The following is a 14,144-nucleotide window of genomic DNA, read 5'->3' on the forward strand; positions in this document are numbered from 1 at the left end:
ACGCCCGGTGGACTTGTTCGCTGAGTAATCCCCGCTGGGCCGAACGGGTTGTGACTCCGGCGAACGTGTCGGAGGTGGACCCGGGGCACCCCCAAGATGCGAGTGTCGCCGCCACCGCAATGGCCTAGTCCAGTGAACCTGCCCTCTACCGTGGGGTTCTTTCCGGACACAGTGAACGGCACGGCCGACGGAACCTGCCGTCAGCCGTGCCGCTTTGTTCCCCCGTGTTATCCGTCGAGGAGCGTCAGGTGTTCGTCGGAGAGCTTGATGTCCAGCGCGCCGAGTGCCGTGTCCAGTTGCTCCGGTGTACGTGGACCGACCAGCGTGATCGGGGTGGGGTCGGTCTGGTGGAGCAGCCACGCCAGCACGAGCTGGTTCGGCGTGACGGCCAGGTCGGCGGCCAGTGCGGTCAGCCGGGCGAGCCGGGCGTCGGCGTCGGGGCCCGCGTAGTCCACCATCGACGGGTGCCCGTCGCGCTTGGCGGGGTCGTCGTAGATCCCCTTGAGGATCGGCGAGTAGGCGACCAGTGAGATGCGGGGGTTCGCCCTGAGGTGGTCGAGCTGCTCGTCGTCCACAATGGACAGGGAGTTGGCGCCGGCGGTGGGCCGCAGGTAGGAGTGCTGCTGCTGCAACGCGACCGGTGCGGGCCAGCCGTGGCGGTCGCACAACCCGAGGATGCGTTCCAGCCGCCAGGTCCGGACGTTCGACCAGCCGATGTGGCGGATCTTGCCTGCCTTGACGAACCCGGCCAGTGCGTCGAGGGTCTCCTCCAGCGGGGTGGCGGTGTCGTCGACGTGCACGTAGTAGAGGTCGATGTGGTCGGTGCCGAGCCGGCGGAGGCTGCCGTCGAGCGCCGCTCGCAGCGTGTCCGCCGCGGCCCCGGCGTACTTCGGCCGCGCGGGCTTCCCCCGGTAGCGGTCCGGCTCGTCCACCCAGGCGCTGCCCTTGGTGGAGAAGAACACCCGGTCGCGGTTGCCCCGGGCGGCGAACCACCGGCCGAGCACGGTCTCACTCTCCCCGCCCGTGTTGCCGGCCGCGGGCCACCATGCGTAGCAGTCCGCGGTGTCCACAAAGGAACCGCCGGTGTCGAGGTAGCGGTCGAGCATGCCGAAGGAGGTCTGTTCGTCGGTGCGGGTGCCCATCAGCATGGCACCGAGCGAGAGCTTGCTGACCTGCTCGCCGGTGCGTCCCAGTTCTGTCGTCGTCTGCACGGTTCCGACAGTAGGTTCGGCCATCGGATACGTCCAATGCAAATGTCTTTGGTTTCTGATACGTGTAACGCATGGAGCTGCGGCAGGTGCGAGCGTTCGTGACGATCGTCGACGAGGGGCACGTCGGCCGGGCGGCGGAGCGGCTGCACGTCACGCAGCCGACGCTGTCGCGGCAGGTGGCGGCACTGGAGCGGGCGGTGGGGGTGCCGCTGTTCGACCGCAGGGGACGGGCGTTGACCCTGACCCCGGCGGGTGCGGTGTTCGAGCCCGGCGCCCGCGACCTGGTCCGGCGGTCGGACGACCTGGTCGTGTCGGCGCGCCGGGCGCACCGCGGTGAGCTGGGCGTGCTGCGGATCGGCTTCGTCCAGTCGGCGACGTTCGCGGCGTTGCCGTCGATGCTCAGGGCTTTCCGGGAGGCGTGGCCGTCGGTGCGGGTGGAGGTGACGGCCATGACGACGTTGCGGCAGGTTTCGGCGCTGGCGGACGACGCGCTGGACGTGGGGTTGCTGCGGCCGCCGGTGCGGGATGATCTGTCGCTGCGGACGTTGTCGCGTGACCCGCTGGTGGTCGCGTTGCCCGGTGGTCACCGGTTGTCCCGCCGGCGGCGGGTGTCGTTGGCTGAGCTGGCTGACGAGCCGTTCGTGCTCTACGGACGGGAGTCGGGGCCTGCTGTGCACGACACGATCGTCGGGTTCTGCCGGGACGCCGGGTTCAGCCCGCGGATCGTGCAGGAGGCGGTCGACGTGCAGACGATCGTCGCGTTGGTGGCGGCGAACCTGGGGGTCTCGTTGCTGATCGCGCCGACGCCGCAGACGGACTCGTCGGTGGTGTTCCGGCCGGTGGCGGAGGACCTGCCGCCGTGGGAGATGGCGCTGGCCTGGTCCCGGGGGAACCAGTCGCCGGTCCTGGCGCGGCTGCTGGAGACGGTGGGGTGAGCAGTCGGGCCGTCCGGCGTCCGCGCGGGTGAGCGGAGACCGGCAGCGTCACTCCTGCTCTTTCGGGTACACCGCGATCGCCAGGGTGAACTGGTCGCCCTCCGCCCCGCCGTACTTCGCGAACAGGTCCTGCAGCGTGCTCCGCAGTTCGTCGAAGAACTCCTTGCGGTGGGCCGGGGGCAGGGCGATGCGACCCGACACGCCCAGCGTGGGCAGCTCGGGACGAGTCCTGTCGATCTTCGCCAGGTCTTGCTGGACGTCCTCGACCAGCTCGATCAGGTAGCCAAGGCTCAGCTCGTCCCGCGCGCGGCGGCCACCGATCGTGCCGATCAGCTGGGGGGACAGCCAGTACGACTTCGCCGTCGCCTGGTAGATGCCCTCCACGATCCCGCGGACCCGGCGCTCCGACACCTGCGTCACCAGGCCCGCGTCCACCAGGCGTTTCACGTGGTAGTACACGCGCTGGGGAGTCTGGTCCAGCCGCACGCCGACCTCTGTGCAGGAGCTGGGCTCGGCCAGGTGCCGCAGCACCTCGACGCGCTGGGGCTTGAGCAGTGCCTCCGCCTGCTCGAAGCCCTCTACGTACAACAAGTCTTTCATAGTGCTTCTGAGTGTTTACATAAAAGAAGTGTTTGTCAATAGGGGTGAACCTATGCTTGGCCCCGATGAGTCACGTACCGAGCCGGGTCCTGGTCACCGGGGCGGCCGGCCGGCTCGGCAGCGCGGTGCTACGCGATCTCGCGGCACACGGCGCTTCCGTCGTCGGCCTCGACCGCGCCGACCCGGGCACCGTTGACACCTTCTTCACCGGCAGTGCCGGGGACGTCGACCTGGTCGCCAAGGCCATGGCCGGCGTCGACGCCGTCATCCACCTCGCCGCCATCCCGGCACCCGACCGGGGCACGCCGGAGGAGGTCTTCGTCGGCAACGCGGCCGCGACGTTCGTCGTGCTCGACCAGGCCGCGCGGGCCGGGGTCACGCGGGCGGTGATCGCGAGCAGCCTGTCGATCACCGGCCTGCCGTTCGCGCCGCACCCCGCCGCGCCGGACTACGTGCCGATCGACGAGGCCATGCCCCTGCAGGCCGCCGACCCGTACGCACTGTCCAAACAGGCCGACGAGGCCACCGCCGCCATGGTCGCGCGCCGGGACGGGATGGGCGTCGTCGCGCTGCGGTTCCCGAAGCTCGGCACGCCGGAGTTCCTCGCCGAGTACGTGGACGAGTACCGCGCCGAGCCCGGCGCGGGTGCGCACGAGGTGTGGAGCTACCTCGACCTGCGGGACGCCGCGATCGCGTGCCGCCTCGGGCTCACCGCGCAGGTCACCGGCGCCCACCCGCTGTACCTGGCCGCGCCGGAGACCCTCTCGCCGTACCCGACCGAGGACCTCCTCGCCCGCTACCTGCCCGGCGTGCCGCGCCGTGCGCCGCTGCCCGGCCGCGCCGTGCCGATCGACACCTCGGCCGCCACCACACTGCTCGGCTTCACGCCGCGGCACCTCATCGCCATCGCGCCCGCCGAATTGGGAGCTTCGTGAGTTACCACAACGACTTCGTCCCGCACCACGGCATCCGCGCACCCCGTGCGTACCTCCACACCGACGCGCCGCGGCTCGCGCTCGACGGTGACTGGCGGTTCCGGCTGTCGCCGGTCGCGGACACGCCGGACGACTTCGCCGCGCCGGACTTCGACGACAGCGGCTGGGACACGCTCGCCGTCCCGTGCCACTGGCCACTGCGCGGGTACGGGAATCCCTGGTACACCAACGTGGTCTACCCGTTCCCGGTCGACCCGCCGCACCCGCCGGAGGAGAACCCGACCGGTGACCACCGCGTCGCGTTCGACGTGCCGGAGGACTGGGCCGGGCGGCGGGTCGTGCTGCGGTTCGAGGGTGTCGAGTCGTGCGCGAAGGTGTGGCTGAACGGCGCGGAGCTGGGGTTCTTCACCGGCTCGCGCCTGCCGGCCGAGTTCGACGTCACGCCGCGGCCGGGGCGCAACGTGCTGGCCGTGCGCGTGCACCAGTGGTCGGCCGCGAGCTACCTCGAGGACCAGGACCAGTGGTGGCTGCCCGGCATCTTCCGCTCCGTGACGCTGGAAGCACGCGGCGACCTGGACGACGTCTTCGTCCACGCCTCCTACCGGGACGGTCAGGGCACGCTGCTGGTCGACGCGCCGGTGCCCGCGACCGTGTCGGTGCCCGCGCTGGGTATCTCGGTCGCGGCAGGCGAGGAGGTCACGGTTCCGGTGGAGCCGTGGAGCGCCGAGCTGCCTCGGCTCTACGACGCGACGGTGGCCACGGACAGCGAGACCGTCCGGCTGCGCATCGGGTTCCGCACGGTGTCCATCGAGGACGGTGTGCTGCTGGTCAACGGGGAGCCGCTGCCGCTGCGTGGCGTGAACCGGCACGAGTTCCACCCCGACCACGGCCGCGCGGTGCCCTACGAGACGATGCGCGAGGACGTGCTGCTCATGAAGCGGCACAACATCAACGCCGTGCGCACCAGCCACTACCCGCCGCACCCCGCGTTCCTCGACCTGTGCGACGAGCTCGGCCTGTGGGTGATCGACGAGTGCGACCTCGAGACGCACGGGTTCGTCTTCACCGGCTGGGAGCGCAACCCGTCCGACGTGCCGGAGTGGCGTGAGTCCTATGTGGACCGCATGCGCCGCACGCTCGAGCGCGACAAGAACCACCCGAGCATCGTGCTGTGGTCGCTGGGCAACGAGAGCCACACCGGCGCGAACCTCGCCGCGATGGCCGACTGGGTGCGGGAGCGCGACCCGTCCCGGCCGGTGCACTACGAGGGTGACGCCGACTGTGCCTATGTGGACGTGTACAGCCGCATGTACGCCACACACGCCGAGGTCGACAAGATCGGGCAGGAGCCCGGGATGCCGTTCCTGCAGTGCGAGTACGCGCACGCGATGGGCAACGGGCCGGGTGGGCTCGCCGAGTACGTGGCGCTGTTCGACAGGTACCCGCGCATCGCGGGCGGGTTCGTGTGGGAGTGGATCGACCACGGCCTGCGGCACCCGGCGCTGGAGTACGCGTACGGCGGCGACTACGGCGAGCCGCTGCACGACGGCAACTTCGTGATCGACGGGCTGCTCCTCCCCGACCGCACACCGTCGCCGGGACTGCTCGACGTCAAGAAGGTCTACGAGCCGATCCGGATTTCCTTCGTGGACGGCCGGGTCACGGTCGAGGAGCTGCGTCCGGTGCCGCCGCTGCGGTTCGAGTGGTCGGCGGGCGCGGAGTCGGGGGAGCTGGACCTGTCGTCGGGTTCGGCGCCGCTGCCGCCGGTCGACGGGCTGCTGACCGTGCGTGCCGTGCTGGCGTCCGACCAGCCCTGGGCCGACGCTGGGCATGAGATCACGTGGGCGCAACACCAGGCGGCGCCGCCGGATCCCTCGGTGGTAACCGGGTCCGACCGTCCACAACGGACCGCTGACGGGTTCTCCTTTGGTGCCGGCGAGTTCGACCGGTTCGGACGGCTGCGTGCGTTCGGCGGCCTTGCTGTCGGTGCGCCGCACCTGGCGCTGTGGCGCGCCCCGACCGACAACGACCGCGGTGAGAACGCGCACCTCGACCAGACCTGGCACGCGCTCGGCCTGCACCGGCTCACGCACCGGCTCGACGGCGTGTCGGCGGGTGAGACGCTGGTCGTGCGGGAACGGACCGCGCCCGCGGCACTGGCGCGTGGCGCTGGTGTGACGTACGAATGGGCGTCTGCCGGGGACGGCCTCGCACTGACGGTGTCGGTCGAGCCGGACGGTGAATGGCCGGAGCCCATCGGCAAGCTGGCGATCACGATGCCGCTGCCCGCGTCGATCGAGCGGGTGACGTGGTTCGGGCGCGGCCCTGGCGAGGCGTACCCGGACACCGGCCACGCCACCCGCACCGGCCGCTGGGAGTCCACAGTGGACGATCTGCAGACGCCCTACATCCGGCCGCAGGAGAACGGCAGGCGCGCGGACGTGCGGTGGGCGGAGCTGACGTCGGCGGACGGCCGGGGCCTGCGCGTCGCGGGTGACTTCGCGTTCACCGCACGCCGCTGGACCGACGCCGACCTGGCCGCCGCGAAACACCGCAACGAACTCACCGCGGGCGACAGCGTGTGGTTGACGATCGACGTCGGCCAGCAGGGGATCGGGACCGCGTCGTGCGGCCCTGGCGCGCTGCCGGAGTACGTGCTCACACTGCGGAAGACGACCTTCACGGTCGTGCTGAGCCCCGTGGTGGACGCGTAACCCCGAACGTCCGCGGTGAACCGGACGAACATTCGGGTGGCACTGTGGCGCCGACGGGTCACCCGCTGCCGTTTCCGTTGTCGGTGTCCCGGGGTTCTGCGAGGATGTGCGGTTATGGCATCGAGACTGAATCCCTACATCAGCTTTGGCGGCAACGCCAAGCAGGCCATGGAGTTCTACGAGCAGGTGTTCGGCGGCACGCTCACGCTGAACACGTACAGTGACGTCGACACCTCCGGTCAGGCGCCGGAGGGCATCATGCACGGCATGCTCGAGTCGACGAGCGGTTACACGATCATGGGGGCCGACACCCCGCCCGGTCAGCCGCACAATCCGGGCAACAACATCGCCATGAGCCTGAGTGGCGACGACGCGGACGAGCTGCGCGGTTACTGGGACAAGCTGTCCGAGGGCGGCAGCATCGCCGTGCCGCTGGAGAAGCAGATGTGGGGCGACGAGTTCGGCATGTGCGTCGACCGCTTCGGCATCGCGTGGATGGTCAACATCGGGACGACGGCGTAGCTTCGCGCCTGCCGTGCACGCACGTCGTGGGTGGCCCCTCGGTCCCCTACGGCGATTCCAGGCCGCCGTCCGGGCGGCGGACCCGTGCTGCCCACCGTTCGTGCAGACCCGTCTCCGGTTCGTACTTCGCCGCCTGGGTCTCGTCCAGGTCCACGCCCCAGCCCGGTTCGTCCGACGGGTACAGGTAGCCGTTCACCGCGACCGGGGTGCCGGGGAAGACCTCCCGGGTCGCGTCGTTGTAGACGTGGCCTTCCTGGATGCCGAACGCGGACGTGGTCACGTCCAGCGCGATGTTCGCCGCCACGCCGACCGGGGACACGTCGCCCGGGCCGTGCCAGGCGGTGCGGACGCCGGTGAACTCGCACAGTGCCACCAGCTTCCGGCACGCGGACAGGCCGCCGACCGTCGACACGTGCACGCGCAGCAGGTCCACCGCGTGGGTCTGCACGAAACGGGCCGCGTCGGTCACCGACGACAGTTGCTCGCCCACCGCGATCGGGACCGGGGACTGTTCGCGGATCGACGGCAGCCGGTCGTAGTGCTCCGGGGCGACCACGTCCTCCAGGAAGAACAGCCGGTACGGCTCCAGTGCCCGAGCCAGCACCACCGCCTGCTTCGGGGTCAGCCGGGAGTGCACGTCGTGCAGCAGCTCCACCTCGTCGCCCAGCACCTCGCGCGCCCGCTCGAACAGCCGGGGAGTGGTCGCCAGGTAGCGGTGCACGTCCCACCCGTCCGGGTACGGCGCGGTCGGGTACCCGCCGGCGGTGCCCGGCGCGCCGTACGTGCCGAGGCCAGGCCCGCCGGTCTGCAGCCGCACGTGCCGCAGACCCGTCGCCAGCAGTCGTTGCGCGTCGTCGAGTGTCTCCGAGACGGTGGCGCCCGCGGCGTGGAGGTACGTGTCGGCGGCCGCGCGCACCCGGCCGCCGAGCAGTTCGTACACCGGCATCCCGGCCCGTTTGCCCGCGATGTCCCACAGCGCCTGGTCCACACCGGACAGTGCGTTGTTCAGCACGGGTCCGTTGCGCCAGTACGAGGACAGGTGGACCAGCCGGTTGATGTCCTCGATGTCCGCGGGGTGCCGCCCGATCAGCATGGGTGCGACGTGCCGGTCCACCGTCGCCGCCACGGCGTGGAAGCGCTGGGTGAACGTGGCGCACCCGAGCCCGTACAGACCCGGCTCCGTCGTGTCGACCCGCACCACGACCAGCGGGATGCCTTCCGGTGCGGTCACGATCGCGCGCACCGACGTGATCGCCAGCTCGTCCCGCCCCGGCCACGGCGCCTGCGTCTGCTCCATCACGACCCGCAGCCTACGGAGATCCGGCGCATGGGACCGGCGAGGGCGCCGCCATTGCCGGAGCGACGCCCTCGCCGGGGTTCGGGGAAGGTCAGCCGACCGTCCACTTCTGGTTGGACCGGCCGGAGCAGGTCCAGATCTGCAGCCGCGTGCCGTTGGCCGAGGAGTTGCCCTCCGCGTCGAGGCACTTGTTCGCGGCGATGTTCACGATGTCGTTCGCACCCGAGACGGTCCAGCGTTGCGCTCCGGTGCCGTTGCAGTCCCAGAGCTGGACCTTCGCACCGTCCGCTGTGGACCCACCCGACACGTCCAGGCACTTGCCCAGCGCGCGGATCGAGCCGTCCGAGTTCACCGTCCACCGCTGTGCCGCCGTGCCGTTGCAGTCGTACAGCTGCACCGGGGTGCCGTTCGCGGTGTTCGCGCCTGCCACGTCGACGCACTTGCCGCCGATGCCGGTGATCTGCCCGCCGGTGCCGCCGCCGCCCGAGTCGTTGGTGACGCGCACGTAGTCGACGACGAGCGTGTTCGGGAACGGCGTGCTGCTGTTCGGGTCACCCGGCCAGTAGCCGCCGACCGCCAGGTTCAGGATCAGGAAGAACGGGTGGTCGAACACCCAGCGGTTGCCGTTCAGGTCCGCGGGCGTGCGGGTCTGGTAGACGTTCCCGTCCACCGACCACACGATGCGGTTCGGTGACCAGTCGACGGCGAAGGTGTGGAAACCGTCGGCGAACGGGCTGCCGATCGAGTACCCGGCGCCGATGCCGCCCGAACCCGAGTAACCGGGGCCGTGGAGCGTGCCGTGCACGGTGTTCGGCTCGAACCCGACGTTCTCCATGATGTCGATCTCGCCCGCGTCGGGCCAGCCGCCGCCGGTGCCGAGCATCCAGAACGCGGGCCACATGCCCTGCCCGCGCGACATCTTCAGCCGCGTCTCGAAGTGGCCGTAGGTCTGGGTGAACTTGCCGGAGGTGTTGAGCCGGGCGGAGGTGTACTCGCACCGCCCGTACCAGCACTGGTAGTTGCCGGGGTTCTCCCGCCGCGCGGTGATGACCAGGTTGCCCTGGCCGTCGTGCACGGCGTTGCTGGTGCTGTTGGTGTAGTACTGCCGCTCGTGGTTGTTGACGTTGTCGCCGGTCTCCATGTTCCACTTGGAACCGTCCACCGGCGTGCCTGCCGGCGCGTTGAACTCGTCGGCGAACGTCGTCGCGGCTATCCCGACGTCGCCTTGTGGTGCAGCCGCGGATGCTGCTTGGTTGGCCGCTGCCGGGCTCGCCACGGCTGCCATCGTGGAGAGCGCGGCCGCGACAACGGTCACGAGGACCGTGCCGAAACGGGGTCGTCGAGAGGGTCGCGTGGACATCTTTGTCACCGCCGACGGTCGTTTGTTTGTTGTCCCTAGCAACAAAGCGTGCCATGGTCCAGACCAGTCCGACAAGAGGTCGGAGGAATTTTCTGTAACCGGTTCCGGGCTGCTCAGCGGCATGGCTGGTCAGACCGGTCGAGCGATCGCGTGCCGTGAAAGGCGCTTTCACGGCGTTGGTCACAACACCGGCGACGTCCTGAACGCGCCTTTCACGGCAAACCAGCCCACCCCGGTACGACGATCACCGTCGGCTTGGCCGGACCCGCCGCAGGACCCGGCACGTCGGTGGACACAGCACTAGCTGATGCCGCCCATGCGGATGGTCTGCAGGTTGGTCTCGTCGGCCGTGGTGCCGCAGGAGGCGCAGACCATCTCCGGGTGGAACTCGGCGCCGCACTCGTGTGCCCACGCGGTCGGCGGCTCACCATCGGTGGCGTAGTTGTCGCCCCACTCCATCAGTGCCATCAGCACCGGGCGCAGGGCACGGCCCGACTCGGTGAGGACGTACTCGTACCGCGGCGGACGGTCGGTGTACTGCTCGCGTCGTAGTACCCCTGCTGCCACCAGTGTCCTGAGGCGCGCGGCGAGGATGTCGCGGCTCGCGCCGGTGTTCTGGGCGAACTGGTCGAAGCGGCGGAAGCCCAGCAGTGCCTCGCGGAGCACCAGCAGGCTCCAGCGTTCCCCGATGATCGCCAGCGCGTTGGCGATCGAGCAGTCGCGACCTGTCACGGTCGTCACGATACTCCGTCTGGAAATCCAACTCACTTGGTGAGAGAGTTGGGTAATCCAACCGAGGAGGTCAGTGATGCGAGACGCGGTCATCGTCGATGCGGTCCGGACGCCCATCGGCAAGGGGAAGCCAGGCGGCGCGCTCCACGGCACACACCCGGTCGAGCTGCTCGCGCACACACTCCGTGCGCTGGTCGACCGCACCGGCGTCGACCCCGCCGCCATCGATGACGTCATCGGCGGTGCCGTCGACCAGGTCGGCGAGCAGGCCATGAACACCACGCGCTGGGCGGCGCTGTCGGCCGGTGTGCCCGAGTCGGTACCCGCGACCACGGTGGACCGGCAGTGCGGGAGCAGCCAGCAGGCCGCGCACTTCGCCGCGCAGGGTGTCATCGCGGGTGCGTACGACCTGGTCATCGCCTGCGGGGTCGAGTCGATGAGCCGCGTGCCGATGTGGTCGAACGTCCCGGCCGGGGCCGACCCGTTCGGTCCGGGGATCGCCGCGCGCTACCCCGATGGCCTGGTGCCACAGGGCATCAGCGCGGAACTGATCGCCGCGAAGTGGGGCATCAGCCGTGGTGCCATGGACGAGTTCGCGGCCGCGTCCCACCGGAAGGCCGCCGCGGCACACGCCGACGGCCGGTTCGCCGGAGTCCTCGTCCCGGTGAACGACGTGACCGTGGACGAGTCGGTCCGGCCGGACACCACGACGGAGGTCCTGGCGGGGCTGCGTCCCGCGTTCGAGGATCCGGGGATGGCGGCGAGGTTCCCGCAGATCGACTGGTCGGTGACCGCGGGCAACTCGAGCCCGATCAACGACGGCGCGTCGGCGGTGATGATCACGTCGAGCGAGACGGCGGCCAGGCTGGGCCTGCGGCCGAAGGCGCGTCTGCACAGCTTCGCGGTGACGGGCGCGGACCCGCTGCTCATGCTGACGGCGATCATCCCGGCGACGGAACGGGTGCTGCGGCGGGCGGGTCTGACGCTGGCGGATATCGACCTGTTCGAGGTGAACGAGGCGTTCGCGAGTGTGGTGCTCGCGTGGCAGCAGGAAACGGGCGCGGACCTGACGAAGGTCAACGTCAACGGCGGCGCGATCGCTCTTGGCCATCCGCTGGGGGCGAGCGGCACCCGTCTGATGGGCACCCTGGTGGAAGCCCTCGCGGACCGCGGCGCCAGGTTCGGCCTGCAGACGATGTGTGAAGCGGGCGGCCAGGCGAACGCGACCATTCTGGAACGCCTCTGACGGGTCTCCTGGTGTGGAACCCCGGTGGCCTCCGGCCCCCGGATTCCACGCTACCGGCGGCCACCGACGGCGAACGTCCGTGGCGTGGTGGGCTGTGGACAACCCGCCTGCCTGTGGACAACTGCCGTCGCGTGGCGGGGGATTGTCGGTGGCGTGCCGTAGCGTGGTTCGAGGGGGCCGGAGGCCACTCTCGTAGGGCACAGGCGTAGGTCACGGGCGTGCTGTGGTCGTGTTGTGGCTAACCGGTCGTTCTCGGTTCCAGGGCTGCCAATGGTGTCCACGGGTCGGCTGTCGTGGTGGGCAGTGCCGCGATTCGGCGGGTCAGTGTCCAGTCGCCGCCCGTTGGGATGGTCACCTCGTGCTGGCTCTGGATCCAGTTGCCGTTGCCGTACGCGGTGAAACCCGTGTGCTCGTAGACCAGCCCGTACGTCTGCGCGTCGCTGCCGGTCGTGCCGATCCACCTGCCCGTCGGCAGGTAGGCGGCCGGGCTGCCGTACGGCGTCGCGATCGTGCCGTGGCCTGCCACGCCACTGCGTTGCCCTGGGCCGTCGTAGTCGATCGCGTCACCCAGCCACCAGGTCCCGGTCGCGCCGTTGTTGGTGAACACGCTTGTCGCGGTGATCCAGGGTTCGCCCGCGGCCACCGTGTACGTCGTCACCACGTCCAGGCCGTTGCCTGCCGCGCGCACCGCCACCGACGTCCCGTCGACGTCCACCGCGGACGCCACGACCAGACCTCGTTGCCACGCCTCGGTTCCCGTCGGCCGCGTCGGTGACACGTACGGCAGGTGCAGCCAGTCCAGCTGGTCCAGCCTGCCGACGGCCGCCAGGTCCACCGGTTTGCCGCGCGTCGCACCCGGCAGCTGGGGGTCCTCGAAACCGTTCGCCACCGCCATCGCGATCAGCTCGTTGCCCAGCACCACGTCCGCCGCGCCCGCCTCCGCGTACGGGCCCGGTACCCGGCGGCCCGTCCCCGCGTACGGTGCCGCGACCCTGCTCAGCACCACGTCCTGCTGCTCGCCGGCCGTGACCTGTCGGCGCACCGACTCGTAGCCGGTCGCGTGCACGTCCAGCGTGTACGTGCCCGGTGGCACGAACGCCAGGTAGGCGCCGGTCGGGTCCGTCCACACGCGAGTGTCGCCGACCACCACCTCCGCGCTGGCCAGCGGACCGTCCGTTGTGGACACGCGGCCGGAGATGCCGTCACCGCCCGCGACCTGCCGGGCGCCCGCGACGCCGTCGCGCACCTCGAACACGGCGAGCGTGCGCACGTCCTGGCCGACCACCACGCGCAGCGTCGACTGCCACCGATCCCTTGTCAGGTCGCACACGACGTACCCGCGGTAGGAACCGTTGTACAGCTTGACGTGCGGGTTGGCAGGCAGGCCCTGGCGCACGGCCGCGTCCCAGCCGATGCCGGACGAGATCGACGTGCCCGCGAACTCCGACGCGATCACCGGCGAGCCGGGGTCGTCGAAGTTCGCGAGGATGTCGTTGACCCAGTGCGAATGCCAGTCGCCTGCCAGGACCACCGGGTTGCGCGGGCGGTAGCGGACGATCGCGTCCAGGATCCGCTGGCGTGCCGCGGGATAGCCGTCCCACTGGTCGAGGTTGTAGGACCGGCCGGGGCCGAGGTCGTAGTCGAAACGGGCGAGGATCGTCTGCTGGGCCAGGACGTTCCACCGCGTCCTGGACCGGCGGAGCCCTTCCAGCAGCCAGGTTTCCTGCTCCGGTCCGGTCATCGTGCGGGCCGGGTCGAACACGTCGTCGCACGGCGGACTGGTCATGCCGTCGCCGCAGGCCTGCGCGTCGCGATACTGACGCGTGTCAAGTACGGAGAACTCGGCGAGTCTGCCCCACCGGAAGCGGCGGAAGATCGGCCAGTCACCGCCGACGGGTGCTGTGCGCATGGGCAGGTGTTCGTAGTACGCCTGGAAGGCGTTGGCCCGGCGCTCGGCGAACGGGCGGCCGTCGGGACTGGGTTTGTGGTCGGCGGCCCAGTTGTTGAGGACCTCGTGGTCGTCCCAGGTGGTGAAGAACGGGAAGCGGGCGTGGGCGTCGCGGAGGTCGGCGGAGGACTTGTAGAGCGCGTGGAGGCGGCGGAACTCGGCGAGCGAACCGTCGGCGGTCTCGTAGATGTAGTCGCCGAGGTGGACAACGAAGTCGAGGTCCTGCCGCGCCATGTCGCGGTACGCGGGGTAGGGCCCGCCCGCCCAGGCCTGGCAGGACGCGAACGCGAACCGCAGGTGCCGTGTGTCGGCGCCGGGCGCGGGCAGCGTGCGGGTGCGGCCGACGCGGCTGGTGACGCCGCCGGTGCTGAAACGGTAGTAGTACCAACGATCCGGTGCGAGCCGGTCGACGGTGACGTGCACCGCGCTGCGGTTCGACGCGACCTCGCCGCGCCGCACGACGCGGTGGAAGGATTCGTCGTGCGCGACTTCCCAGCGCACGGTCGCCGGGCCGGGCACGTGCGTCCAGAGGACGACGCTGTCGTGCGCCGGATCGCCGGAGGCGACGCCGAGGGGGAAGGGATCGGGATCGGCGGAGGCCACACCACTCATTGTGGCGGCTGTCACGCCGGAAAGTACGAGAA

The 14,144-nt window shown here is 70.4% G+C and carries 11 protein-coding genes; 5 read left to right on the forward strand and 6 right to left on the reverse strand.

The window, feature by feature from the left end; translation table 11 throughout:
• Positions 1-227: 227 nt before the first annotated feature.
• A complete protein-coding gene (locus tag FHR82_RS02750; RefSeq protein ID WP_311770838.1) occupies positions 228-1,211 on the reverse strand; it encodes an aldo/keto reductase in 984 nt (327 codons plus the stop codon).
• 71 nt (positions 1,212-1,282) lie between these two features.
• Between FHR82_RS02750 and FHR82_RS02755 the strand changes: the two genes are divergently transcribed.
• Positions 1,283-2,146: a LysR family transcriptional regulator gene (locus FHR82_RS02755; RefSeq protein WP_184808609.1), complete on the forward strand. Its 864-nt coding sequence runs from the start codon at positions 1,283-1,285 to the stop codon at positions 2,144-2,146.
• Positions 2,147-2,194: 48 nt separating this feature from the next.
• On the opposite strand, the gene FHR82_RS02760 is transcribed toward FHR82_RS02755, so the two are convergent.
• The gene (locus FHR82_RS02760) at positions 2,195-2,746 is read right to left on the reverse strand and encodes a winged helix-turn-helix domain-containing protein (RefSeq protein ID WP_184808610.1); all 552 of its coding nucleotides are present in this window, start codon (positions 2,744-2,746) and stop codon (positions 2,195-2,197) included.
• A gap of 65 nt (positions 2,747-2,811) precedes the next feature.
• Between FHR82_RS02760 and FHR82_RS02765 the strand changes: the two genes are divergently transcribed.
• From FHR82_RS02765 to FHR82_RS02775, 3 genes are all read left to right on the forward strand, one after another.
• Complete coding sequence (locus tag FHR82_RS02765) at positions 2,812-3,681, forward strand: NAD-dependent epimerase/dehydratase family protein (protein WP_184808611.1); 870 nt, start codon at positions 2,812-2,814, stop codon at positions 3,679-3,681.
• On the forward strand, positions 3,678-6,395 hold the full coding sequence (locus FHR82_RS47225) for a glycoside hydrolase family 2 TIM barrel-domain containing protein (protein ID WP_311770839.1): 2,718 nt from the start codon (positions 3,678-3,680) through the stop codon (positions 6,393-6,395). The genes FHR82_RS02765 and FHR82_RS47225 overlap by 4 nt, the downstream gene beginning before the upstream one ends.
• A gap of 114 nt (positions 6,396-6,509) precedes the next feature.
• The gene (locus tag FHR82_RS02775) at positions 6,510-6,917 is read left to right on the forward strand and encodes a VOC family protein (RefSeq protein WP_184808612.1); all 408 of its coding nucleotides are present in this window, start codon (positions 6,510-6,512) and stop codon (positions 6,915-6,917) included.
• A 46-nt stretch (positions 6,918-6,963) separates the two neighbouring features.
• On the opposite strand, the gene FHR82_RS02780 is transcribed toward FHR82_RS02775, so the two are convergent.
• The 3 genes from FHR82_RS02780 to FHR82_RS02790 form a co-directional block, all read right to left on the reverse strand.
• Positions 6,964-8,214, reverse strand: coding sequence for an enolase C-terminal domain-like protein (locus FHR82_RS02780; RefSeq protein WP_184809269.1), 1,251 nt, complete (start codon positions 8,212-8,214; stop codon positions 6,964-6,966).
• 91 nt (positions 8,215-8,305) lie between these two features.
• Positions 8,306-9,574 (reverse strand): glycoside hydrolase family 16 protein, encoded by a 1,269-nt coding sequence (locus FHR82_RS02785; RefSeq protein ID WP_184808613.1) that lies wholly within the window; start codon positions 9,572-9,574, stop codon positions 8,306-8,308.
• Between the two features lie 300 nt (positions 9,575-9,874).
• Entirely contained in the window at positions 9,875-10,306 is a 432-nt protein-coding gene (locus tag FHR82_RS02790) for a winged helix-turn-helix transcriptional regulator (RefSeq protein WP_311770840.1), read from the reverse strand.
• Between the two features lie 76 nt (positions 10,307-10,382).
• Between FHR82_RS02790 and FHR82_RS02795 the strand changes: the two genes are divergently transcribed.
• On the forward strand, positions 10,383-11,552 hold the full coding sequence (locus tag FHR82_RS02795; protein ID WP_184808615.1) for a thiolase family protein: 1,170 nt from the start codon (positions 10,383-10,385) through the stop codon (positions 11,550-11,552).
• 238 nt (positions 11,553-11,790) lie between these two features.
• Here FHR82_RS02795 and FHR82_RS02800 read toward each other — a convergent pair whose 3' ends face one another.
• Positions 11,791-14,103 carry an alkaline phosphatase D family protein gene (locus FHR82_RS02800; RefSeq protein WP_221463269.1) on the reverse strand — a complete coding sequence of 771 codons (2,313 nt, stop codon included), beginning with the start codon at positions 14,101-14,103 and terminating at the stop codon, positions 11,791-11,793.
• Positions 14,104-14,144: the final 41 nt, after the last annotated feature.

The sequence above is a fragment of the Actinophytocola algeriensis genome, assembly GCF_014203735.1.
GTDB classification, from domain to species: Bacteria; Actinomycetota; Actinomycetes; order Mycobacteriales; family Pseudonocardiaceae; genus Actinophytocola; species Actinophytocola algeriensis.